The sequence below is a fragment of the Streptomyces sp. NPDC043867 genome (genome assembly GCF_056435845.1).
The window spans coordinates 267227-287666 of sequence record NZ_JBWKDS010000001.1 but is presented as its reverse complement, the minus strand read 5'-3'; the positions used below and the strand labels follow the sequence as shown (position 1 = coordinate 287666).

29 protein-coding genes are annotated in these 20440 nt (G+C 65.9%); 24 read left to right on the top strand and 5 right to left on the bottom strand.

Annotated features, from left to right (window positions below):
• The first annotated feature begins 618 nt into the window (after window positions 1–618).
• The 5 genes from rpsL to AC069T_RS01455 all read left to right on the top strand — a co-directional run bounded on the left by rpsL (window position 619) and on the right by AC069T_RS01455 (window position 5536).
• A complete protein-coding gene (gene rpsL / locus AC069T_RS01475) occupies window positions 619–990 on the top strand; it encodes a 30S ribosomal protein S12 (protein ID WP_003948652.1) in 372 nt (123 codons plus the stop codon).
• A 2-nt stretch (window positions 991–992) separates the two neighbouring features.
• Window positions 993–1463 (top strand): 30S ribosomal protein S7, encoded by a 471-nt coding sequence (gene rpsG, locus AC069T_RS01470; protein ID WP_003974303.1) that lies wholly within the window; start codon window positions 993–995, stop codon window positions 1461–1463.
• Window positions 1464–1502: 39 nt separating this feature from the next.
• Window positions 1503–3629 (top strand): elongation factor G, encoded by a 2127-nt coding sequence (gene fusA, locus AC069T_RS01465; protein ID WP_478780745.1) that lies wholly within the window; start codon window positions 1503–1505, stop codon window positions 3627–3629.
• A 144-nt stretch (window positions 3630–3773) separates the two neighbouring features.
• On the top strand, window positions 3774–4967 hold the full coding sequence (gene tuf / locus AC069T_RS01460) for an elongation factor Tu (protein ID WP_358852968.1): 1194 nt from the start codon (window positions 3774–3776) through the stop codon (window positions 4965–4967).
• Window positions 4968–5197: 230 nt separating this feature from the next.
• Entirely contained in the window at window positions 5198–5536 is a 339-nt protein-coding gene (locus tag AC069T_RS01455; protein ID WP_478780744.1) for a DUF4333 domain-containing protein, read from the top strand.
• Between the two features lie 421 nt (window positions 5537–5957).
• Here the strand turns inward: AC069T_RS01455 and AC069T_RS01450 are convergent, their stop codons facing one another.
• Genes AC069T_RS01450 through AC069T_RS01430 form a run of 5 tightly spaced genes read right to left on the bottom strand, consistent with a single transcriptional unit; the run spans window position 5958 to window position 10450 of the window.
• Complete coding sequence (locus AC069T_RS01450) at window positions 5958–7259, bottom strand: YrhB domain-containing protein (RefSeq protein ID WP_478780743.1); 1302 nt, start codon at window positions 7257–7259, stop codon at window positions 5958–5960.
• Window position 7260: 1 nt separating this feature from the next.
• Entirely contained in the window at window positions 7261–7566 is a 306-nt protein-coding gene (locus AC069T_RS01445; protein ID WP_478780742.1) for a YrhB domain-containing protein, read from the bottom strand.
• On the bottom strand, window positions 7567–9309 hold the full coding sequence (locus tag AC069T_RS01440) for a putative T7SS-secreted protein (RefSeq protein ID WP_478780741.1): 1743 nt from the start codon (window positions 9307–9309) through the stop codon (window positions 7567–7569).
• Window positions 9309–9968, bottom strand: coding sequence for a hypothetical protein (locus tag AC069T_RS01435; protein ID WP_478780740.1), 660 nt, complete (start codon window positions 9966–9968; stop codon window positions 9309–9311). The genes AC069T_RS01440 and AC069T_RS01435 overlap by 1 nt, the downstream gene beginning before the upstream one ends.
• Window positions 9965–10450, bottom strand: a complete 486-nt coding sequence (locus AC069T_RS01430) for a hypothetical protein (protein WP_478780739.1) — start codon at window positions 10448–10450, stop codon at window positions 9965–9967. The genes AC069T_RS01435 and AC069T_RS01430 overlap by 4 nt, the downstream gene beginning before the upstream one ends.
• Before the next feature lie 775 nt (window positions 10451–11225).
• On the opposite strand from AC069T_RS01430, the gene rpsJ reads away from it, so the two are divergent.
• The 19 genes from rpsJ to rpsE all read left to right on the top strand — a co-directional run bounded on the left by rpsJ (window position 11226) and on the right by rpsE (window position 20439).
• A complete protein-coding gene (gene rpsJ, locus AC069T_RS01425) occupies window positions 11226–11534 on the top strand; it encodes a 30S ribosomal protein S10 (protein WP_003948644.1) in 309 nt (102 codons plus the stop codon).
• 17 nt (window positions 11535–11551) lie between these two features.
• A complete protein-coding gene (gene rplC, locus AC069T_RS01420) occupies window positions 11552–12196 on the top strand; it encodes a 50S ribosomal protein L3 (RefSeq protein ID WP_355782961.1) in 645 nt (214 codons plus the stop codon).
• Between the two features lie 5 nt (window positions 12197–12201).
• The gene (rplD, locus tag AC069T_RS01415; protein ID WP_358852955.1) at window positions 12202–12867 is read left to right on the top strand and encodes a 50S ribosomal protein L4; all 666 of its coding nucleotides are present in this window, start codon (window positions 12202–12204) and stop codon (window positions 12865–12867) included.
• Window positions 12867–13283 (top strand): 50S ribosomal protein L23, encoded by a 417-nt coding sequence (rplW, locus tag AC069T_RS01410; protein ID WP_388787922.1) that lies wholly within the window; start codon window positions 12867–12869, stop codon window positions 13281–13283. The genes rplD and rplW overlap by 1 nt, the downstream gene beginning before the upstream one ends.
• 39 nt (window positions 13284–13322) lie before the next feature.
• A complete protein-coding gene (gene rplB / locus AC069T_RS01405; protein ID WP_059192905.1) occupies window positions 13323–14159 on the top strand; it encodes a 50S ribosomal protein L2 in 837 nt (278 codons plus the stop codon).
• A 12-nt stretch (window positions 14160–14171) separates the two neighbouring features.
• Window positions 14172–14453 carry a 30S ribosomal protein S19 gene (rpsS, locus tag AC069T_RS01400; RefSeq protein WP_015035577.1) on the top strand — a complete coding sequence of 94 codons (282 nt, stop codon included), beginning with the start codon at window positions 14172–14174 and terminating at the stop codon, window positions 14451–14453.
• Window positions 14454–14494: 41 nt separating this feature from the next.
• Window positions 14495–14842, top strand: coding sequence for a 50S ribosomal protein L22 (rplV, locus tag AC069T_RS01395; protein ID WP_003974262.1), 348 nt, complete (start codon window positions 14495–14497; stop codon window positions 14840–14842).
• The gene (rpsC, locus tag AC069T_RS01390; RefSeq protein ID WP_476753455.1) at window positions 14842–15684 is read left to right on the top strand and encodes a 30S ribosomal protein S3; all 843 of its coding nucleotides are present in this window, start codon (window positions 14842–14844) and stop codon (window positions 15682–15684) included. The genes rplV and rpsC overlap by 1 nt, the downstream gene beginning before the upstream one ends.
• A gap of 5 nt (window positions 15685–15689) precedes the next feature.
• Complete coding sequence (gene rplP / locus AC069T_RS01385; RefSeq protein WP_099500627.1) at window positions 15690–16109, top strand: 50S ribosomal protein L16; 420 nt, start codon at window positions 15690–15692, stop codon at window positions 16107–16109.
• Entirely contained in the window at window positions 16109–16333 is a 225-nt protein-coding gene (gene rpmC, locus AC069T_RS01380) for a 50S ribosomal protein L29 (protein ID WP_003998824.1), read from the top strand. Before rplP ends, rpmC begins: the two co-directional genes overlap by 1 nt.
• Window positions 16333–16617 (top strand): 30S ribosomal protein S17, encoded by a 285-nt coding sequence (rpsQ, locus tag AC069T_RS01375; protein ID WP_358852953.1) that lies wholly within the window; start codon window positions 16333–16335, stop codon window positions 16615–16617. Before rpmC ends, rpsQ begins: the two co-directional genes overlap by 1 nt.
• A gap of 149 nt (window positions 16618–16766) precedes the next feature.
• Window positions 16767–17135, top strand: a complete 369-nt coding sequence (gene rplN, locus AC069T_RS01370) for a 50S ribosomal protein L14 (RefSeq protein ID WP_003998823.1) — start codon at window positions 16767–16769, stop codon at window positions 17133–17135.
• A 2-nt stretch (window positions 17136–17137) separates the two neighbouring features.
• Window positions 17138–17461 (top strand): 50S ribosomal protein L24, encoded by a 324-nt coding sequence (rplX, locus tag AC069T_RS01365; RefSeq protein ID WP_383237636.1) that lies wholly within the window; start codon window positions 17138–17140, stop codon window positions 17459–17461.
• Window positions 17461–18018 (top strand): 50S ribosomal protein L5, encoded by a 558-nt coding sequence (gene rplE / locus AC069T_RS01360; protein WP_358852952.1) that lies wholly within the window; start codon window positions 17461–17463, stop codon window positions 18016–18018. The genes rplX and rplE overlap by 1 nt, the downstream gene beginning before the upstream one ends.
• Before the next feature lie 5 nt (window positions 18019–18023).
• Window positions 18024–18209, top strand: coding sequence for a type Z 30S ribosomal protein S14 (locus AC069T_RS01355; RefSeq protein ID WP_003948630.1), 186 nt, complete (start codon window positions 18024–18026; stop codon window positions 18207–18209).
• A gap of 209 nt (window positions 18210–18418) precedes the next feature.
• The gene (gene rpsH / locus AC069T_RS01350; RefSeq protein WP_010986352.1) at window positions 18419–18817 is read left to right on the top strand and encodes a 30S ribosomal protein S8; all 399 of its coding nucleotides are present in this window, start codon (window positions 18419–18421) and stop codon (window positions 18815–18817) included.
• A gap of 24 nt (window positions 18818–18841) precedes the next feature.
• On the top strand, window positions 18842–19381 hold the full coding sequence (rplF, locus tag AC069T_RS01345) for a 50S ribosomal protein L6 (RefSeq protein ID WP_121405504.1): 540 nt from the start codon (window positions 18842–18844) through the stop codon (window positions 19379–19381).
• A 3-nt stretch (window positions 19382–19384) separates the two neighbouring features.
• Window positions 19385–19765 (top strand): 50S ribosomal protein L18, encoded by a 381-nt coding sequence (rplR, locus tag AC069T_RS01340; protein WP_121405505.1) that lies wholly within the window; start codon window positions 19385–19387, stop codon window positions 19763–19765.
• A 68-nt stretch (window positions 19766–19833) separates the two neighbouring features.
• Window positions 19834–20439 carry a 30S ribosomal protein S5 gene (gene rpsE / locus AC069T_RS01335; protein ID WP_006376045.1) on the top strand — a complete coding sequence of 202 codons (606 nt, stop codon included), beginning with the start codon at window positions 19834–19836 and terminating at the stop codon, window positions 20437–20439.
• Window position 20440 lies beyond the last annotated feature (1 nt).

Sequence of the window (20440 nt, the reverse complement as noted above, 5' to 3'; positions counted from 1 at the left end):
GAAGGCCCCCGTGAGGCTCTCTGAGAAGAAGAACCAAGCCCACCACACAAAAAAAAGAGGAGCTGTGCCGTCCCCCCCCCCCCCCCCCCCCGCCCCCCCCCCCCCCCCCGCCGGCGTGTGTGGTGCCTGGGGGCGGGCCCCCGCTGCGCGGGGGAGTGCGGCGGGCCCGTTGCGCGGGGGACCGACGTGCCGGGCCGCCGGTAACGGGCGCCTTACGGGCTGCTGGGGGCCGCGCGAACTCCCGCCGGCACCCGCGCGTGCGCCGGCGGGCGTCCGGGCCGCTGGGGGGCTTCTGGGGCCGCTCAGGGCCGTACCCCGGGCCGCGGCGCGGAGGTGTCGCGGTGGTGTGCCGATCGTGTGGCGACCCCGGCGTGTCCCGCGCGAGACCATTTGTTTTGACCGGAGTGGATGCGATAGGTACGCTCAGACCTTGTGCCTGGGGTGTGCCCTGGCTCCCGTGCGTGCCTTCAAACCGCAAGGGGAGCCGTCAGCGGCCACCGCAATCTGCGCCCTCTCCGCCTTACGGCGGGAGTCTGCAGTATTCGACACACCCGACCGCGTGGGTCGGTGGCGTTCCAGGTTAGCTTCACCATTCGGCACACAGAAACCGGAGAAGTAGTGCCTACGATCCAGCAGCTGGTCCGGAAGGGCCGGCAGGACAAGGTCGAGAAGAACAAGACGCCCGCACTCGAGGGTTCGCCCCAGCGTCGCGGCGTCTGCACGCGTGTGTTCACGACCACCCCGAAGAAGCCGAACTCGGCCCTGCGTAAGGTCGCGCGTGTGCGTCTGACCAGCGGGATCGAGGTCACCGCTTACATTCCGGGTGAGGGACACAACCTGCAGGAGCACTCCATCGTGCTCGTGCGCGGCGGCCGTGTGAAGGACCTGCCTGGTGTTCGTTACAAGATCATCCGCGGCTCGCTCGACACCCAGGGTGTCAAGAACCGCAAGCAGGCCCGCAGCCGCTACGGCGCCAAGAAGGAGAAGTAAGAATGCCTCGTAAGGGCCCCGCCCCGAAGCGCCCGGTCATCATCGACCCGGTCTACGGTTCTCCTCTTGTCACCTCCCTGATCAACAAGGTGCTGCTGAACGGCAAGCGCTCCACCGCCGAGCGCATCGTGTACGGCGCCATGGAGGGCCTGCGCGAGAAGACCGGCAACGACCCGGTCATCACGCTGAAGCGCGCTCTTGAGAACATCAAGCCGACCCTCGAGGTCAAGTCCCGCCGAGTCGGCGGTGCGACGTACCAGGTTCCGATCGAGGTCAAGCCCGGTCGCGCCAACACGCTCGCGCTGCGCTGGCTGGTCGGTTACTCCCGCGCCCGTCGCGAGAAGACCATGACCGAGCGTCTGCTCAACGAGCTTCTCGACGCCTCCAACGGCCTTGGTGCCGCTGTGAAGAAGCGCGAGGACACCCACAAGATGGCCGAGTCCAACAAGGCCTTCGCGCACTACCGCTGGTAGTCGCAACCCACATCGAGACCGAGAGAAGACTGAAGCCTTATGGCTACCACTTCACTTGACCTGGCCAAGGTCCGCAACATCGGGATCATGGCCCACATCGACGCGGGCAAGACGACCACCACCGAGCGGATCCTCTTCTACACCGGCGTCAGCTACAAGATCGGTGAGGTCCACGACGGCGCTGCCACCATGGACTGGATGGAGCAGGAGCAGGAGCGTGGCATCACGATCACCTCTGCTGCGACCACCTGTCACTGGCCGCTCGAGGACAACGACTACACGATCAACATCATCGACACCCCGGGGCACGTCGACTTCACGGTCGAGGTCGAGCGCTCGCTGCGCGTCCTCGACGGTGCCGTCACGGTGTTCGACGGTGTCGCGGGTGTCGAGCCGCAGTCCGAGACGGTGTGGCGTCAGGCCGACCGTTACGGCGTGCCGCGTATCTGCTTCGTGAACAAGCTGGACCGTACCGGCGCCGAGTTCCACCGCTGTGTGGACATGATCAAGGACCGGCTCGGTGCCGTTCCGATCATCATGCAGCTGCCGATCGGTGCCGAGATGGACTTCAAGGGCGTTGTGGACCTGGTCCGCATGAAGGCGCTCGTGTGGTCCGCCGAGGCGGCGAAGGGCGAGATGTACGACGTCGTCGACATCCCCGCCACGCACGCCGAGGCTGCCGAGGAGTACCGCGGCAAGCTGGTCGAGACCGTCGCGGAGAACGACGACGAGATCATGGAGCTGTTCCTGGAGGGCCAGGAGCCCACCGAGGAGCAGCTGTACGCCGCGATCCGTCGCATCACCATCGCGTCCGGCAAGGGTGACGGCGTCACCGTCACCCCGGTGTTCTGTGGCACCGCGTTCAAGAACAAGGGCGTTCAGCCCCTGCTCGACGCGGTCGTGCGCTACCTGCCGACTCCCCTGGACGTCGAGGCCATCGAGGGCCACGACGTGAAGGACCCGGAGCTGGTCGTCAGGCGCAAGCCGTCCGAGGACGAGCCGCTGTCCGCCCTCGCGTTCAAGATCATGAGCGACCCGCACCTGGGCAAGCTCACCTTCGTCCGGGTGTACTCGGGCCGCCTGGAGTCCGGCACTGCCGTGCTGAACTCCGTCAAGGGCAAGAAGGAGCGCATCGGCAAGATCTACCGCATGCACGCGAACAAGCGTGAGGAGATCGAGTCGGTGGGCGCCGGCGACATCGTCGCCGTGATGGGCCTGAAGCAGACCACCACCGGTGAGACGCTTTCGGACGACAAGAACCCGGTCATCCTGGAGTCCATGGACTTCCCGGCGCCGGTCATTCAGGTCGCCATCGAGCCCAAGTCCAAGGGTGACCAGGAGAAGCTGGGTGTCGCCATCCAGCGTCTCGCGGAGGAGGACCCCTCCTTCCAGGTCCACTCGGACGAGGAGACCGGCCAGACCATCATCGGCGGTATGGGCGAGCTGCACCTCGAGGTGCTGGTCGACCGTATGCGCCGTGAGTTCAAGGTCGAGGCCAACGTTGGTAAGCCGCAGGTCGCCTACCGTGAGACGATCCGCAAGGCCGTCGAGCGTGTGGACTACACCCACAAGAAGCAGACCGGTGGTACCGGTCAGTTCGCGAAGGTGCAGATCGCGATCGAGCCCATCGAGGGCGGCGACGCCTCGTACGAGTTCGTGAACAAGGTGACCGGTGGTCGTATCCCGAAGGAGTACATCCCTTCGGTCGACGCCGGTGCGCAGGAGGCCATGCAGTTCGGCATCCTCGCCGGGTACGAGATGACGGGCGTCCGCGTCACGCTTCTCGACGGTGCCTACCACGAGGTCGACTCCTCGGAACTCGCGTTCAAGATCGCCGGTTCGCAGGCCTTCAAGGAGGCCGCGCGCAAGGCCAGCCCCGTGCTGCTCGAGCCGATGATGGCCGTCGAGGTCACCACGCCCGAGGACTACATGGGTGAGGTCATCGGCGACATCAACTCCCGCCGTGGCCAGATTCAGGCCATGGAGGAGCGTGCCGGTGCGCGCGTCGTGAAGGGCCTCGTGCCCCTCTCGGAGATGTTCGGCTACGTCGGCGACCTCCGCAGCAAGACCTCGGGTCGCGCAAGCTACTCGATGCAGTTCGACTCCTACGCCGAGGTTCCCCGGAACGTCGCCGAGGAGATCATCGCGAAGGCCAAGGGCGAGTAACGCACCCCGTTTGCACGCTTTAGGCTTGACACCGACCGTCGGGGATCACCCCGGTAAGGGAGAACCCCGGCGGGCGGCATCCCAGCAAAGATCACCTGGCGCCGATGAGTAAGGCGTACCAGAACCACTCCGCAGGAGGATTCAGTGGCGAAGGCAAAGTTCGAGCGGACTAAGCCGCACGTCAACATCGGCACCATCGGTCACATTGACCACGGTAAGACGACCCTCACGGCCGCCATTACCAAGGTGCTGCACGACGCGTACCCGGACCTGAACGAGGCCTCGGCCTTCGACCAGATCGACAAGGCTCCTGAGGAGCGCCAGCGCGGTATCACCATCTCCATCGCGCACGTCGAGTACCAGACCGAGACGCGTCACTACGCCCACGTCGACTGCCCCGGTCACGCGGACTACATCAAGAACATGATCACGGGTGCGGCGCAGATGGACGGTGCCATCCTCGTGGTCGCCGCCACCGACGGCCCGATGCCGCAGACCAAGGAGCACGTGCTCCTGGCCCGCCAGGTCGGCGTTCCCTACATCGTCGTCGCCCTGAACAAGGCCGACATGGTGGACGACGAGGAGATCCTGGAGCTCGTCGAGCTCGAGGTTCGTGAGCTCCTCTCCGAGTACGAGTTCCCGGGCGACGACCTGCCGGTCGTCAAGGTCTCGGCGCTCAAGGCCCTCGAGGGCGACAAGGAGTGGGGCCAGTCCGTCCTCGACCTGATGAAGGCCGTCGACGAGAACATCCCGCAGCCCGAGCGTGACGTCGACAAGCCGTTCCTCATGCCGATCGAGGACGTCTTCACGATCACCGGTCGCGGTACGGTCGTCACCGGCCGTATCGAGCGTGGTGTCCTGAAGGTCAACGAGACCGTTGACATCGTGGGCATCAAGCAGGACAAGACCACCACCACGGTCACCGGCATCGAGATGTTCCGCAAGCTGCTCGACGAGGGCCAGGCCGGTGAGAACGTCGGTCTGCTCCTCCGTGGCATCAAGCGCGAGGACGTCGAGCGCGGCCAGGTCATCATCAAGCCGGGCTCGGTCACCCCGCACACCGAGTTCGAGGCGCAGGCCTACATCCTGTCCAAGGACGAGGGTGGCCGCCACACGCCGTTCTTCAACAACTACCGTCCGCAGTTCTACTTCCGTACGACTGACGTGACCGGTGTTGTGACCCTCCCCGAGGGCACGGAGATGGTCATGCCGGGCGACAACACTGAGATGAAGGTCGAACTCATCCAGCCCGTCGCCATGGAGGAGGGCCTCAAGTTCGCCATCCGTGAGGGTGGCCGGACCGTCGGCGCCGGCCAGGTCACCAAGATCAACAAGTAAGCACTCACTTACCTGTTGGGCTTGAACGCCTGGTAGCTCCAGCGTGAGCTCCTTGAAGGGGCCCGCACGACTTCGGTCGTGCGGGCCTCTTTGCGTTGGGTGATGGTGGCGTGAAGCCGGCGGTTCGCCATCGCTCGCTGTGCCGGGTTGCACGGCTCGTTACGCTTCCACCGTCTTCCTGCCTTGACCTTCCACCACCCGAAACGGATTCCACCTTGACCACCAGGCGCATGTCCACCGCGTACTTGGGTTTTCTGGCCGTGTCCGCCGGCCTGCTGCTCGTCGGGTGTTCGGCGTCGGTTCACGTGGGGACGTCCGAGCCGAAGCTGGCCGCGGACAAGCTGTCCGCAGAGGTCGCGGAACAGCTCGCGGCCACAACCGGCCAGCCGAAGCCGGACGTCGTTTGCCCCGAGGACCTCGTCGGCAAGGTCGGCACCACCACCCGTTGCACACTCACCGCGGGTGACGGCAGCACCCTGGGGGTGTCGGTCACCGTGACATCGGTTGATGACGAGCAGATCAAGTTCGACATCGAGGCCGACCGGACGGCTTCCCCGGCTCCGAACTGAGGGGCCGGGCCCTACCGCTGATGATTCCCCCTGCCGGGCCCGGGCGCGGCCCTTCTTCGTATGCCGGTGACCGTCCGTCCCCGCCGAAAGAGAGCAGCGGACCCGGGCCGCACGGCGGCGCCGTCGGCGGGAGGGCACAACAGAACGGCCGCATCCCTACCGGTCCCGGTGCGTTGGTACCGTCCGCGCCCACGCGAGGAGGCATCTCCGGAGGCCCACCCAGCCGCGCCGGAGCGCGGGATGTCTCCCGTGCTGGTCGTGCCGGCAAACTCAGGATCAGAGGGACGAGAGGGATACGCATGTCCCTCCAGCGCCGAATGGCACGGGAGCCTTCGGGCCGACTGCCGCGGCGGCACCGACGTACGGGGATCTGATCCCCGACCACCAGATCTCCTCCGGCCCGCCTCGACTCCGGTCTGTCTCAGCGGTACCGGATCACGTGCAGCGCGCGGACGCCAGTTGGGTCGAACGACACCGGTTCGTCGGAGGAGCCGTCGAACAACATCACGCCCGTCGTTGTAGTGAGCCCGTTGACCAGCCATCCCACGGCCTCACGGCCGCGGCCGTCTGTGCGACGGACCCAGATCAGGGCGCGAGACTCGACCGGCAATGCAGAGAGTTCACCGATTGCCGACTGCCAGTCGCCGTGGTCCGAGGTCGACAGGACGGGCCCGAGTTCGGCGAGTGTCGGCTCGAACCAATGGGCTCGGCCGGGCGCGGGCGTCGGCGGGAACTGTCCAGTGCCCGGAGTTCCGCCGGCATCCCAGTGGGCCAGCCAGTTCCATGGATCCGAATTCGGCAGACCAAAGGGCGGGTCCGTGTCCTTGGGAACGACCAGCGTCGCGTCCAACATGGTGTCCTGCCAATGGCCCTCCCGGAGGTGCCGCCGGGTGTCGCAGGAGAACACCCAGCCTCGACGGGTCTCGTCCTCCGCCTGGGGCGCTACTAGCTCGACCTGGCCTCCGTACGTGCTCTCCAGCCACAGCCGGCCCTTTGCCAGCGCCGAGTCGAATTCGTAGGCCTCTCGTTCCCAGGGCCGACGCCGCTGGCTGATCTTCTGTGGAGTGGCCCGGATGAACACGAGCTCGCGCACGTACTGGGTATCGAGTCGGGCAAGTGACGACGTCAGGCCATCGAGGAAGACGACCTGGCCCTTGTTGTTGTGGGCATAGATCAGGTTGCCCGTCGCTTCCTGGCCGTTGATCTCACGACGTACCCACACGAGGCCCCGGGTGTCGGGCCCGGTCTCATCGACCGCCTTGACGATCTCGTCCCAGCTGCTGGCGCGTGTCCGCTCGAACTCCGGGAAGTACCTCCGGACGAGCCTGCTCCACCAGCCCGGAGCCTCGTCCGACGGCTGCCAGGCCAGAGGGGACGATGGACTCTTGTTGATCGCCGAATGCAGGGCGACGACACAACCGCGCGCATTGATCCGCCGCGCCTGGTTCTCTACGCGGGCGATGGCCGCATCGAGCGAGGGGGCCGCTTCCAGATCGCCGAGAGGGTCGCTGGGCGACGGGTGGAAGGGGGAGCTGTTGTCTTTGGGGAGTACGACCGATGCAGCAAGCATGGGTGTCTGCGGGTAGCCCGGCTGTTCCACGGTCCGGCACCCCATGAGCCAGGCGGTTGCCGACTCGTGCACCGGCCGGGCATCAGCCAGTTCGACCAGACCCCGGTAAGTGTGCTGGAGCCATTCCGTGGCCTGCTGTTCGGGGCTGGGCATGTCAGTGCCCCTTCTTGGGGGGCCAGTTTCCTGCGGCCTGGAGAGTCATGTATTCCGCTGCCGCAGGGAATGTCGGGGCGAAGTGGACAGTGGTGCCGTCATGTGGCACCACGACAACAGAGGTGAACGGAGCCTGCGCGGGGTCCCCCGTCTCGATGTGTTCCTTGAAATCGAAGCGAATGGTCCAGCCGTATGGAAATTGGATCGCCGTTTCCGGGAGTACCACTACGGAAGCCGTCCTGTCCGGAAAGGCGAGGTTCTTCAAGAAGCCAGTGGCCGCGGCCACTGCTTCATTCTTGGTCAGCATCTAGGGAACTCCATTGCGATACGGGATGTGTCCGATGGAAGAGACGTTCTTCTCCAGCATGCCCAGTGTCCCGCTCTGGCCGTCCAGGAAGACAACGCCGTGGGGAGTGTTCACAGCGTTGAATACATGGGCCGTGCCGTCAGGGCGGGAGATGTAGACAGCGCTTCGAGAGCCCTGACCCCGCCCCTGCAGATCACGGATGATGTCGTCGTATCCGTTCACCATGTCATAGTGGCCTTTTGCTCTGTCCTTCATGCCGAGCTGCTCCGGTGGAATGTGGTCGCCTGCCTGCCTGGGGGCGGCGCTCACGTCGATGCCGTCCAGTCGGCGGTCCACTGTGACAGTGTTGTGGCTGCAGTTCAGCGTATATCCGGGCTGCCCGGTGTTGTTCACGTCCTTCAGCCAGGGATACTCGGCGTCCAAGAACTCCTGTGCCTGTTTCGGATCCACCGAGTCGTAGTGAATTGCCTTTTCTTTGACATGCTGGGTGCTGCGAGCCAGGTCGCTCCAGCTCGGCGGTGTGGCTCCGGTCGCTTCGTCGCCGTATTTGAGGCCCTTCGACGCAGTGGCTTCCATCCCCTCCTTCAGGCCGAGGCGTATGCCACTGTGGGCGAGGCCTGCCCCCTTCGTTCCGATGGCCTCCGGGATGAGACGGCCGAAAAATTCGGAAGGGTCCTTCTTGAATCCCTCCACCGCCGCCTGGACGGCCCGTTCGGGATGTGCGGCTGTGGACACCAACCCGGTCAGCGTCATATTGACGTTCTGGAGGTACTCGGCGGGATGGGTCAGGTTGTAGGGATCGGTGGGGTTGAGTCCGCGGACGAAGTTGACGAGGCCTGCGCCGCCTTTGAGGGCGCCGCCGACGACATGTGTTAGTTCCACGTCGATGGCCTGGTAACCGTCGATGAGGTTGCCGCCGAGGCGGTCGAGAGGCGGTGGTTCGGCAGGAGCGTGTTCCAATGCTGCTTTGATCTTGCGCTGAGCGATCGCGGCTGCCGTGTTGCGCTGCTTCCGGGCCTCGGCAAGCTTCTCCCGGGCCGCCTGGATGTCGGCCCTGCCGGGATCCTTGAAGGGTTCGGGCACCGGCCCCGGATCCTGGTCGGCTCTGACCTTCGCGTTGTACGCGTCGATGCGCTTGTTGTACGCGCGCACGGCCTCTTCAGAGGCCTTCTTGCCCTTCTTGTGCAGGTCAATGGCGTCCTTGGCCTGCCCCTGAGCCCACTTGACGGTATCGGCGTAACCGTCAAGGGCGCTTGCCGCCGTCTCGCAGGCGTCCGACGCCCGGAGCCACTTCGTGGGGTGCAGCTCGAACTTCTGGCGAAAGGTGTCACCCCCTTCGCCCCGCCAGTGCGAGGAGTCGAGTTTGCGCATCCCCTGGCCGACCTTGTCGAAGGCTCCGTGGAAGTCTCTGAGGTGTTGCGCACTCGCACGGATCCTGGCGGGTTTGCCGTGGAGCAGCTCGTCCGGATCCTCAGTCTGACCGAGTTGCTGCTCGCCCGGGGTCGCACCGAGATCGGACGCGAGGTCGTCGCCCCAGTCCTCGACAGCGTCGGCGGCACCATGCAGGCCGACCTTGTCCAGGCCGTCCCCTACCTTGTCGGTGCCCCAGTCGACGCCCACCCCGACGAGCCGCTTGCCCTCGTCGACGCCGTCCTCGATGGCGCCCAAGCCGTCGTTGACACCATCTTTGATGTCGCGGCCCAGGCCTTTGAGGTCATTGCCTATGTTGCCGAAGACGCCCATCAGCCTTCACCATTGCCCTGTTGCTGCTGAGCCGCCGCGGCCCGTTCCTCCGGAGACGGGCCGAAGGTGTCATCCAGCGTCCGGTCGTACTCGGCATCGGATACGCCGAAGCTGCTGTGCAGGCTTGCGGGGTTGAGTCCCACCGGTCCGATGGTGCGCGAAGTCATCACATCGCGGCTCGCGTCCTTCCAGCCCTGTTTGATGTTCTCCCCGGCCAGGTCGAACGACTCCTGGCTGTAATCGGCACCGCCGAAAGCGCCGGATGTCGCGATGTCGCCCCAACCCTGTCGGGTGACCTCGTCCTCGGAGGCGTAGGGGTTGCCGATCGCGGCGTTGGCGACAACCTTGAAACTGCCCTCGACGTACTGCTCGGTCTCGTAGTACGTGCCGGCGGACAGGTCGGTCTTCACCGCGAACCCGTTGCCCTCATTGATGAGGGAGCGGACGCCCCATTCCCAGCGCTCGCAGAACGAGGTGAAGACGCCGACCAGCCCTTCGTGGCCCAGTTCCATTCCGGAGAGGGACACATCCCCGAAGCCGCGACCGGCGCCGGCCTCACCGACCATGCCCAGCTCCTTCAGCTCACAGAGCGCGTCGGTCAAACCCTTGGCGATGAGACCGAGACCCTGAGCCCTTAGGTCTTTGCCCTCGTCGCTCATCGGTTCCCCCTCCCGGACCCATCGACAGCGGCCTCGATGGGCACAATCCCCCGCACCGGCGGGAAGACCGCACCGCCGTCAGGTCCGTCCGCACAGTCCAGCGCCACTCCGCACGCCGTGCCGGCCGCTGGTACGGCCACATCCAGCAGGCGCGAGCCGAGGACGGTCTGAAAGGCCCACTCACGGTGGAACTCTTCACGGGCCAGGGCGTAACGGGCCAGAGCCTGCTCGTCCGAAAAGGCAAGGATGAAGCGGACGCCATTGAGGTCGGCGGTCAGCATGCCGCGCTCATCATCGGGACCCTGGCCCTCACCCAGGGGCACCAGGACCGGCGTTCGCCGGAACTCGTCCAGCAACGCGGCATACCCGAGACGCCGCTCGACGAGCAAAGGGTCTTCATCGGGAGGATGCGGATCGCTCATCGTCGGCGCGGCGGGAGGAACGAGCGTGGGGCCTTCCGGAGGCGCATCCTCCGGTCTCACTCGTCGCAGGCTCCCCGCATCCTGAATTCCCCTCGGCGGTCCGGCCATCTCCGCGTATGCGGCGAGACTCGACCTGGGTACGCCGTCCTGCGGCGGTCCTGTCGTCCTGCCCCCGTGCTCAGACATGCGGCACATCATCACAAGTGCAACCGGAGCAACGCAACGTCTGCGACGGGCAGTTGCGCTTCCGGTGCGACTACTGGCAGAAGGTGGCGATGATCTGCACGGGCTTCCGTGAAGGAATGCTATGAGAGGGCCTGCCAGGGCACCCCCTACCGGCGGCTGTCAGCGGCCCCCCGTGAGACTCGTCACATGGTGCGGGCCGCCCTCGGGGCAGGGGCCAAGCGGCTTCAGGGCCCGGCAGGGTTTGACCTGCGTCACCTTCGGGGTAAAGTCCTCGGCTCGATTGGCCAGCGACATGCCCCGTATGGCAGACTAGCGGGGTTGCTCGGTCGAGTGCCGATGCTGCGCGCCTCCCGCCGGGAGGACCGGAAGCGAGTCCCACAGTACTCGTCGCTCCAACTGCCGTGAGGCAGCGCTGGAGCGGACGTACGGGAATCTTCCGGGAAGTGTCAGCGGGGTGCCGGCCAGGCGCTCGGTGGGTGTTCAGCCCCCGGTCCTGCGGTCCTTGGGCCGCGTCCCTCGGCAGGGAATTCCATTCGTGGAGATCTTTGTCAGCGAGGACGCGACACGCCCGACCGCGTGGGTCGGAGGTAGGACGCGAACCTCCCGGGTACCAGAGCGTTTATTCGAGACAAAGGACTACTGAGTAGCCATGGCGGGACAGAAGATCCGCATCCGGCTCAAGGCCTACGACCACGAGGTCATCGACAGCTCGGCGAAGAAGATCGTCGAGACGGTGACGCGTACTGGTGCGTCGGTCGCGGGCCCGGTGCCGCTGCCCACTGAGAAGAACGTGTACTGCGTCATCAAGTCGCCGCACAAGTACAAGGACTCGCGCGAGCACTTCGAGATGCGCACGCACAAGCGCCTGATCGACATCCTCGACCCGACCCCCAAGACCGTTGACTCTCTGATGCGACTCGACCTCCCGGCCGGTGTCGACATCGAGATCAAGCTCTGAAGGCCGGTGATCTGAAGATGGCTAAGCAGATCAAGGGCATCCTGGGCGAGAAGCTCGGCATGACGCAGGTGTGGGACGAGAACAACCGTGTTGTTCCGGTCACCGTCGTCAAGGCCGGCCCGAACGTCGTCACCCAGGTCCGCACCAATGACACCGACGGCTACGAGTCGGTCCAGATCGCCTTCGGCGAGATCGACCCGCGCAAGGTGAACAAGCCCCTCAAGGGTCACTTCGCCAAGGCCGACGTCACCCCCCGTCGTCACCTCGTCGAGATCCGTACCGCTGACGCCAGCGAGTACACCCTCGGCCAGGAGATCACCGCCGAGACCTTCGAGGCCGGCGTCAAGGTGGACGTGACCGGCAAGAGCAAGGGCAAGGGCTTCGCCGGTGTCATGAAGCGTCACAACTTCAAGGGCCTCGGCGCCGGTCACGGCACCCAGCGCAAGCACCGCTCTCCCGGCTCCATCGGTGGCTGTGCCACCCCGGGCCGTGTGTTCAAGGGCCTCCGCATGGCGGGTCGCATGGGCAACGAGCGGGTCACCACCCAGAACCTGACCGTTCACGCCGTTGACGCGGAGAAGGGCCTGCTCCTTATCAAGGGCGCGGTTCCTGGTCCGAACGGCGGCCTCGTCCTGGTCCGCACCGCGGCCAAGGGGGCCTGAGGACTATGAGCACCATTGACATTCTGTCGCCCTCCGGCGACAACGCCGGGACCGTAGAGCTCCCGGCCGAGATCTTCGACGTCGAGAAGATCAGCATCCCGCTGCTTCACCAGGTCGTCGTCGCGCAGCTGGCCGCCGCCCGTCAGGGCACGCACAAGGTCAAGCGTCGTGGCGAGGTCCGCGGTGGTGGCAGGAAGCCTTACCGCCAGAAGGGCACCGGCCGCGCCCGCCAGGGTTCGACCCGTGCGCCGCAGTTCGCCGGCGGTGGTGTCGTCCACGGCCCCACGCCGCGTGACTACTCGCAGCGGACCCCGAAGAAGATGAAGGCCGCGGCCCTGCGCCACGCCCTCACCGACCGGGCCCGCAACGCTCGCATCCACGTCATCACCGGCGTGATCGAGGGCGAGACCCCCTCCACCAAGGCCGCGAAGAGCTTCCTCGGCAAGGTCAGCGAGCGCAAGAACGTGCTCCTGGTCATCGAGCGCTCCGACGAGGCCGCGCTGCTTTCCGCGCGCAACCTGCCCCAGGTGCACATCCTGGAGCCGGGCCAGCTGAACACGTACGACGTTCTCGTCTCGGACGACGTGGTCTTCACCCAGGCCGCTTTCGAGTCCTTCGTGTCTGGCGCGCCGCAGTCGTCGGCTGCTGACACCGAAGGGAGCGAAGCCTGATGGCTACGCGTCACCCGAGCATCGCCTCGAAGGCCGCCAAGGTCGCCAAGGCAGCGCGCGTCGCCAAGGCGAAGCGCCACGCCACCGAGGGCAAGAACACCGTCGAGACCCCGCTGAGCAAGTCCTTCACGGACCCCCGTGACGTGCTTCTCAAGCCGGTCGTCTCGGAGAAGAGCTACGCGCTCCTCGATGAGGGCAAGTACACCTTCATCGTCGCGCCCGGCGCCAACAAGACGCAGATCAAGGAGGCCGTCCAGGCGGTCTTCTCGGTCAAGGTCACCGGGGTCAACACGATCAACCGTCAGGGCAAGCGCAAGCGGACCAAGACGGGCTTCGGCAAGCGTGCGGACAGCAAGCGCGCGATCGTGACCCTCGCTGAGGGCGACCGTATCGACATCTTCGGCCAGGCCTCCTAACGGAGCGCCCTGGTCCGAATATCGGACGAGGACTGAGAAATGGGAATCCGCAAGTACAAGCCGACGACGCCGGGCCGCCGTGGCTCCTCCGTCGCCGACTTCGTCGAGGTCACGCGGTCCACGCCGGAGAAGTCGCTGGTCCGCCCGCTGCACAGCAAGGGCGGCCGTAACAACGCCGGTCGTGTGACCGTTCGCCACCAGGGTGGCGGACACAAGCGCGCCTACCGCGTGATCGACTTCCGTCGTCACGACAAGGACGGCGTGCCGGCGAAGGTCGCGCACATCGAGTACGACCCCAACCGCACCGCGCGCATCGCGCTGCTGCACTACGCGGACGGCGAGAAGCGCTACATCCTCGCCCCGCGCAACCTGCAGCAGGGTGACCGCGTCGAGAACGGTCCCGGGGCCGACATCAAGCCGGGCAACAACCTGGCCCTCCGCAACATCCCGGTCGGTACCACGATCCACGCGATCGAGCTCCGTCCCGGTGGCGGTGCCAAGTTCGCCCGCTCCGCCGGCGCCTCCGTGCAGCTGCTCGCGAAGGAGGGCCAGATGGCCCACCTGCGCATGCCGTCCGGAGAGATCCGCCTGGTCGACGTGCGCTGCCGCGCCACCGTCGGCGAGGTCGGCAACGCCGAGCAGTCGAACATCAACTGGGGCAAGGCCGGCCGCAAGCGCTGGCTCGGCGTCCGCCCGACCGTTCGCGGTGTGGCGATGAACCCGGTTGACCACCCGCACGGTGGTGGTGAGGGCAAGACCTCCGGTGGTCGCCACCCGGTCTCGCCGTGGGGTCAGAAGGAGGGTCGTACTCGTTCGCCGAAGAAGGCTTCGAACAAGTACATCGTCCGCCGCCGCAAGACGAACAAGAAGCGCTAGGAGCGGGTTTAGATGCCGCGCAGTCTCAAGAAGGGACCCTTCGTCGACGGACACCTTGTAAAGAAGGTGGACGCTCAGAACGAAGCCGGTACCAAGAACGTCATCAAGACCTGGTCCCGTCGCTCGATGATCATCCCGGCCATGCTCGGCCACACGATCGCGGTGCACAACGGCAAGACCCACATTCCGGTGTTTGTCACCGAGTCGATGGTCGGCCACAAGCTCGGCGAGTTCTCGCCGACGCGCACCTTCCGGGGTCACGTGAAGGACGACCGGAAGTCGAAGCGCCGCTAACGCGGGGTGGAATGACCATGACAGACACTGGAAGGACAACCATGGAAGCCAGGGCCCAGGCGCGGTACATCCGCGTTACGCCCATGAAGGCCCGCCGCGTGGTGGACCTTATCCGTGGCATGGATGCCACGGAGGCTCAGGCGGTCCTGCGTTTCGCCCCGCAGGCCGCGAGCGTGCCGGTCGGCAAGGTGCTTGACAGCGCCATTGCCAACGCCGCGCACAACTACGACCACACCGACGCCGACAGCCTCTTCATCTCCGAGGCGTACGTCGACGAGGGCCCGACCCTTAAGCGGTTCCGGCCGCGCGCCCAGGGTCGCGCCTACCGGATCCGCAAGCGGACCAGCCACATCACCGTGGTCGTCAGCAGCAAGGAAGGAACCCGGTAATGGGCCAGAAGGTTAACCCGCATGGGTTCCGGCTCGGCATCACCACGGACTTCAAGTCCCGCTGGTACGCCGACAAGCTGTACAAGGACTACGTCAAGGAAGACGTCGCCATCCGTCGGATGATGACGTCCGGCATGGAGCGCGCCGGCATCTCGAAGGTTGAGATCGAGCGCACCCGTGACCGCGTGCGGGTGGACATCCACACCGCGCGTCCCGGCATCGTCATCGGCCGCCGTGGCGCCGAGGCCGACCGCATCCGCGGCGACCTCGAGAAGCTCACGGGCAAGCAGGTCCAGCTGAACATCCTCGAGGTCAAGAGCCCCGAGACCGACGCTCAGCTGGTTGCCCAGGCCGTCGCCGAGCAGCTGTCCTCCCGCGTCTCCTTCCGTCGCGCCATGCGTAAGAGCATGCAGGGCACGATGAAGGCCGGCGCCAAGGGCATCAAGATCCAGTGTGGTGGCCGTCTCGGCGGCGCCGAGATGTCCCGCTCGGAGTTCTACCGCGAGGGCCGCGTGCCCCTGCACACGCTCCGCGCGAACGTCGACTACGGCTTCTTCGAGGCCAAGACGACCTTCGGCCGCATCGGTGTGAAGGTCTGGATCTACAAGGGCGACGTCAAGAACATCGCCGAGGTCCGCGCCGAGAACGCCGCTGCCCGTGCGGGTAACCGCCCGGCCCGCGGCGGCGGCAACGACCGCCCGGCCCGTGGTGGCCGTGGTGGCGAGCGTGGCGGTCGCGGCCGCAAGCCGCAGCAGCAGTCCGCGCCGGCTGCCGAGGCCCCCAAGGCCGAGGCTCCCGCCGCCGCTGCCGCTCCGGCTGAGAGCACCGGAACGGAGGCCTGACCGAAATGCTGATCCCCCGTAGGGTCAAGCACCGCAAGCAGCACCACCCGAAGCGCCGTGGTCAGGCCAAGGGCGGTACGCAGGTTTCGTTCGGCGAGTACGGCATTCAGGCCCTCACGCCGGCGTACGTCACCAACCGCCAGATCGAGGCGGCGCGTATCGCGATGACCCGCCACATCAAGCGTGGCGGCAAGGTCTGGATCAACATCTACCCGGACCGCCCGCTGACGAAGAAGCCCGCCGAGACCCGCATGGGTTCCGGTAAGGGTTCTCCCGAGTGGTGGGTTGCGAACGTGCACCCGGGCCGGGTCATGTTCGAGCTGTCCTACCCCAACGAGAAGATTGCGCGTGAGGCGCTCACTCGCGCAGCCCACAAGCTGCCGATGAAGTGCCGGATCGTCAAGCGCGAGGCAGGTGAAGCGTGATGTCGGCCGGTACCAAGGCGTCCGAGCTGCGCGAACTGGGTGACGAGGAGCTTCTTGCGAAGCTTCGCGAAGCCAAGGAAGAGCTGTTCAACCTCCGCTTCCAGGCGGCGACCGGTCAGCTCGAGAACCACGGGCGGCTCAAGGCCGTCCGCAAGGACATCGCGCGGATCTACACCCTGATGCGTGAGCGCGAGCTGGGCATCGAGACGGTGGAGAGCGCCTGATGAGCGAGAGCAACGTGACTGAGACCAACGAGACGCGCGGATTCCGCAAGACCCGTGAGGGCCTGGTCGTCAGCGACAAGATGGACAAGACCGTCGTCGTCGCTGTCGAGGACCGCGTCAAGCACGCGCTGTACGGCAAGGTCATCCGCCGTACGAACAAGCTCAAGGCCCACGACGAGCAGAACGCCGCGGGCGTCGGCGACCGTGTCCTCCTCATGGAGACCCGGCCGCTGTCCGCGACGAAGCGCTGGCGCGTCGTCGAGATCCTCGAGAAGGCCAAGTAGGGAAATCCCCGCGAGGGGATTCCAACGACACACCTGAGGCCCCGGAAAATCTGGGGGCCCCTCGGGTTCGTTCCGCCAGGCTCGGCAGGGGCTCCGCCTCGTGAAGAGGCAGCCCCTGCCGGGAACCGGCAGACAATCAGGAGATAGACGTGATCCAGCAGGAGTCGCGACTGCGTGTCGCCGACAACACTGGTGCGAAGGAAATCCTTTGCATCCGTGTGCTCGGTGGCTCCGGTCGCCGCTACGCGGGCATCGGTGACGTCATCGTCGCCACCGTCAAGGACGCGATCCCCGGTGGCAACGTGAAGAAGGGTGACGTCGTCAAGGCGGTCATCGTTCGCACCGTCAAGGAGCGCCGCCGTCCGGACGGCTCGTACATCCGCTTCGACGAGAACGCCGCCGTCATTCTGAAGAACGACGGCGACCCTCGCGGCACCCGTATCTTCGGCCCGGTCGGCCGTGAGCTGCGCGAGAAGAAGTTCATGAAGATCATCTCGCTCGCGCCGGAGGTGCTGTAAGCATGAAGATCAAGAAGGGCGACCTGGTTCAGGTCATCACCGGTAAGGACAAGGGCAAGCAGGGCAAGGTCATCGCGGCCTACCCCCGCGAGGACCGCGTCCTGGTCGAGGGTGTCAACCGGGTCAAGAAGCACACCAAGGCCGGCCCGACCGCCAAGGGTTCGCAGGCCGGTGGCATCGTCACGACCGAGGCCCCTGTCCACGTGAGCAACGTTCAGCTCGTCGTGGAGAAGGACGGCAACAAGGTCGCCACGCGTGTCGGTTACCGCTTCGACGACGAGGGCAACAAGATCCGCGTTGCCAAGCGGACGGGTGAGGACATCTGATGGCTACCACCACCACTCCGCGTCTCAAGACGAAGTACCGCGAGGAGATCCAGGCCAAGCTGCAGGAAGAGTTCTCGTACGAGAACGTCATGCAGACCCCCGGCCTGGTCAAGATCGTGGTGAACATGGGTGTCGGCGACGCCGCCCGTGACTCGAAGCTCATGGACGGTGCCGTCCGTGACCTGACCACGATCACCGGTCAGAAGCCGGCCGTCACCAAGGCCCGCAAGTCCATCGCGCAGTTCAAGCTGCGTGAGGGTCAGCCGATCGGTGCTCACGTCACGCTCCGTGGCGACCGCATGTGGGAGTTCCTGGACCGCACCCTGTCGCTCGCGCTGCCGCGCATCCGCGACTTCCGCGGTCTGTCCCCCAAGCAGTTCGACGGCCGTGGCAACTACACCTTCGGTCTCACGGAGCAGGTCATGTTCCACGAGATCGACCAGGACAAGATCGACCGCGTCCGGGGTATGGACATCACCGTGGTCACCACGGCGACCAACGACGCTGAGGGCCGTGCCCTTCTCCGTCACCTCGGCTTCCCCTTCAAGGAGGCGTAAGCGAGATGGCGAAGAAGGCTCTGATTGCCAAGGCTGCTCGTAAGCCCAAGTTCGGCGTTCGTGGCTACACGCGCTGCCAGCGCTGCGGCCGTCCGCACTCCGTGTACCGCAAGTTCGGCCTCTGCCGCGTGTGCCTTCGTGAGATGGCTCACCGTGGCGAGCTCCCGGGCGTGACCAAGAGCTCCTGGTAATCCCCTACTTCGGGATTCCGGAAGCTCTCGGTAAGTAGAGGTTCGGTCAGGGCCCAGCTCTCCATGGCTTAGGCTAGGAGGGTTGGGCGTCTGACCGCCCGTACGACTTACTACGCCGTAGGTCCCCGCACCGCACCCGTCCCGCCACTGAGTGGGGAGAGGGATGGCGCATACAGGAAACCCCGGCGAGAGAGGCCGAAGGCCAATTCATGACCATGACTGATCCGATCGCAGACATGCTTACGCGTCTGCGTAACGCGAACTCGGCGTACCACGACACCGTGGGTATGCCGCACAGCAAGATCAAGTCGCACATCGCGGAGATCCTCCAGCAGGAGGGCTTCATCACCGGCTGGAAGGTCGAGGACGCCGAGGTCGGCAAGAACCTCGTCCTCGAGCTGAAGTTCGGCCCGAACCGTGAACGCTCCATCGCGGGCATCAAGCGGATCTCCAAGCCCGGTCTCCGGGTGTACGCGAAGTCCACCAACCTGCCCAAGGTGCTGGGTGGCCTCGGCGTGGCGATCATCTCCACGTCCCACGGGCTCCTCACCGACAAGCAGGCCGGCAAGAAGGGCGTAGGCGGAGAAGTTCTCGCCTACGTCTGGTAGCGGAAGGGAACGGAGGAAACAGCTATGTCGCGTATTGGCAAGCTCCCCATCACGGTTCCCGCCGGCGTGGACGTCACCATCGACGGCCGTACGGTGCAGGTGAAGGGCCCGAAGGGGACCCTCTCCCACACCATCGCGGCGCCGATCGAGATCGCTAAGGGTGAGGACGGCGTTCTGAACGTCACCCGCCCGAACGACGAGCGTCAGAACAAGGCCCTCCACGGCCTGTCCCGCACGCTGGTGGCGAACATGATCACCGGCGTGACCCAGGGTTACGTGAAGAAGCTCGAAATCAGCGGTGTCGGTTACCGCGTCCTGGCGAAGGGCTCCAACCTGGAGTTCTCGCTCGGCTACAGCCACTCGATCACTGTCGAGGCGCCCGAGGGCATCACCTTCAAGGTGGAGGCTCCGACCCGTTTCTCGGTCGAGGGCATCGACAAGCAGAAGGTCGGCGAGGTTGCGGCCAACATCCGCAAGCTGCGCAAGCCCGACCCGTACAAGGCCAAGGGCGTCAAGTACGAAGGCGAAGTCATCCGCCGCAAGGTCGGAAAGGCGGGTAAGTAAGCCATGGCATACGGTGTCAAGATTGCTAAGGGCGACGCTTACAAGCGTGCTGCCATCAAGCGTCGTCACATCCGGATCCGTAAGCACATCTCGGGTACGGCCGAGCGTCCGCGCCTGGTCGTGACGCGCTCCAACCGCCACATCGTGGCCCAGGTCATCGACGACATCAAGGGTCACACCCTGGCGTCGGCGTCGACCCTGGACGCGTCGATCCGCGGCGAGGGCGAGAAGTCGGCGCAGGCCGGCAAGGTCGGCGCCCTGGTCGCCGAGCGCGCCAAGGCCGCCGGCGTCGAGGCTGTCGTATTCGACCGTGGTGGTAACCAGTACGCCGGGCGCATTGCCGCTCTGGCGGACGCCGCCCGCGAAGCCGGACTCAAGTTCTGAGTCGCCCGTCGCGTCAGCGACAAAAATCGTTGGCGCGTAGCTAGCGGAAACAGAGAGAGGTAATTCCAATGGCTGGACCCCAGCGCCGCGGAAGCGGTGCCGGTGGCGGCGAGCGGCGGGACCGGAAGGGCCGTGACGGCGGCGCTGCTGCCGCCGAGAAGACCGCGTACGTTGAGCGCGTAGTCGCGATCAACCGCGTCGCCAAGGTTGTGAAGGGTGGTCGTCGCTTCAGCTTCACCGCGCTGGTCGTGGTGGGCGATGGTGACGGCACCGTCGGCGTCGGTTACGGCAAGGCCAAGGAGGTGCCGGCCGCCATCGCCAAGGGTGTTGAGGAGGCCAAGAAGCACTTCTTCAAGGTCCCCCGTATCCAGGGCACCATCCCGCACCCGATCACGGGCGAGAAGGCCGCGGGCGTCGTCCTGCTCAAGCCTGCTTCCCCCGGTACCGGCGTTATCGCCGGTGGCCCGGTGCGTGCGGTGCTCGAGTGCGCCGGCGTTCACGACATCCTGTCGAAGTCGCTCGGCTCGTCCAACGCGATCAACATCGTGCACGCGACCGTGGCGGCCCTCAAGGGCCTGCAGCGTCCCGAGGAGATCGCGGCCCGCCGCGGTCTGCCCCTCGAGGACGTCGCCCCCGCGGCTCTGCTGCGTGCGCGTGCGGGAGCGGGTGCGTAAT

Excerpts from the sequence above, each read along its gene's own strand:
- rpsG (WP_003974303.1), top strand. The coding sequence starts at position 993 with ATGCCTCGTAAGGGCCCCGCCCCGAAGCGCCCGGTCATCATCGACCCG.
- fusA (WP_478780745.1), top strand. The coding sequence starts at position 1,503 with ATGGCTACCACTTCACTTGACCTGGCCAAGGTCCGCAACATCGGGATC.
- AC069T_RS01455 (WP_478780744.1), top strand. The coding sequence starts at position 5,198 with ATGTCCACCGCGTACTTGGGTTTTCTGGCCGTGTCCGCCGGCCTGCTG.
- AC069T_RS01450 (WP_478780743.1), bottom strand. The coding sequence starts at position 7,259 with ATGCCCAGCCCCGAACAGCAGGCCACGGAATGGCTCCAGCACACTTAC.
- AC069T_RS01445 (WP_478780742.1), bottom strand. The coding sequence starts at position 7,566 with ATGCTGACCAAGAATGAAGCAGTGGCCGCGGCCACTGGCTTCTTGAAG.
- AC069T_RS01440 (WP_478780741.1), bottom strand. The coding sequence starts at position 9,309 with ATGGGCGTCTTCGGCAACATAGGCAATGACCTCAAAGGCCTGGGCCGC.
- AC069T_RS01435 (WP_478780740.1), bottom strand. The coding sequence starts at position 9,968 with ATGAGCGACGAGGGCAAAGACCTAAGGGCTCAGGGTCTCGGTCTCATC.
- rpsJ (WP_003948644.1), top strand. The coding sequence starts at position 11,226 with ATGGCGGGACAGAAGATCCGCATCCGGCTCAAGGCCTACGACCACGAG.
- rplC (WP_355782961.1), top strand. The coding sequence starts at position 11,552 with ATGGCTAAGCAGATCAAGGGCATCCTGGGCGAGAAGCTCGGCATGACG.
- rplD (WP_358852955.1), top strand. The coding sequence starts at position 12,202 with ATGAGCACCATTGACATTCTGTCGCCCTCCGGCGACAACGCCGGGACC.
- rplW (WP_388787922.1), top strand. The coding sequence starts at position 12,867 with ATGGCTACGCGTCACCCGAGCATCGCCTCGAAGGCCGCCAAGGTCGCC.
- rplB (WP_059192905.1), top strand. The coding sequence starts at position 13,323 with ATGGGAATCCGCAAGTACAAGCCGACGACGCCGGGCCGCCGTGGCTCC.
- rpsS (WP_015035577.1), top strand. The coding sequence starts at position 14,172 with ATGCCGCGCAGTCTCAAGAAGGGACCCTTCGTCGACGGACACCTTGTA.
- rplV (WP_003974262.1), top strand. The coding sequence starts at position 14,495 with ATGGAAGCCAGGGCCCAGGCGCGGTACATCCGCGTTACGCCCATGAAG.
- rpsC (WP_476753455.1), top strand. The coding sequence starts at position 14,842 with ATGGGCCAGAAGGTTAACCCGCATGGGTTCCGGCTCGGCATCACCACG.
- rplP (WP_099500627.1), top strand. The coding sequence starts at position 15,690 with ATGCTGATCCCCCGTAGGGTCAAGCACCGCAAGCAGCACCACCCGAAG.
- rpmC (WP_003998824.1), top strand. The coding sequence starts at position 16,109 with ATGTCGGCCGGTACCAAGGCGTCCGAGCTGCGCGAACTGGGTGACGAG.
- rpsQ (WP_358852953.1), top strand. The coding sequence starts at position 16,333 with ATGAGCGAGAGCAACGTGACTGAGACCAACGAGACGCGCGGATTCCGC.
- rplX (WP_383237636.1), top strand. The coding sequence starts at position 17,138 with ATGAAGATCAAGAAGGGCGACCTGGTTCAGGTCATCACCGGTAAGGAC.
- rplE (WP_358852952.1), top strand. The coding sequence starts at position 17,461 with ATGGCTACCACCACCACTCCGCGTCTCAAGACGAAGTACCGCGAGGAG.
- AC069T_RS01355 (WP_003948630.1), top strand. The coding sequence starts at position 18,024 with ATGGCGAAGAAGGCTCTGATTGCCAAGGCTGCTCGTAAGCCCAAGTTC.
- rpsH (WP_010986352.1), top strand. The coding sequence starts at position 18,419 with ATGACCATGACTGATCCGATCGCAGACATGCTTACGCGTCTGCGTAAC.
- rplF (WP_121405504.1), top strand. The coding sequence starts at position 18,842 with ATGTCGCGTATTGGCAAGCTCCCCATCACGGTTCCCGCCGGCGTGGAC.
- rplR (WP_121405505.1), top strand. The coding sequence starts at position 19,385 with ATGGCATACGGTGTCAAGATTGCTAAGGGCGACGCTTACAAGCGTGCT.
- rpsE (WP_006376045.1), top strand. The coding sequence starts at position 19,834 with ATGGCTGGACCCCAGCGCCGCGGAAGCGGTGCCGGTGGCGGCGAGCGG.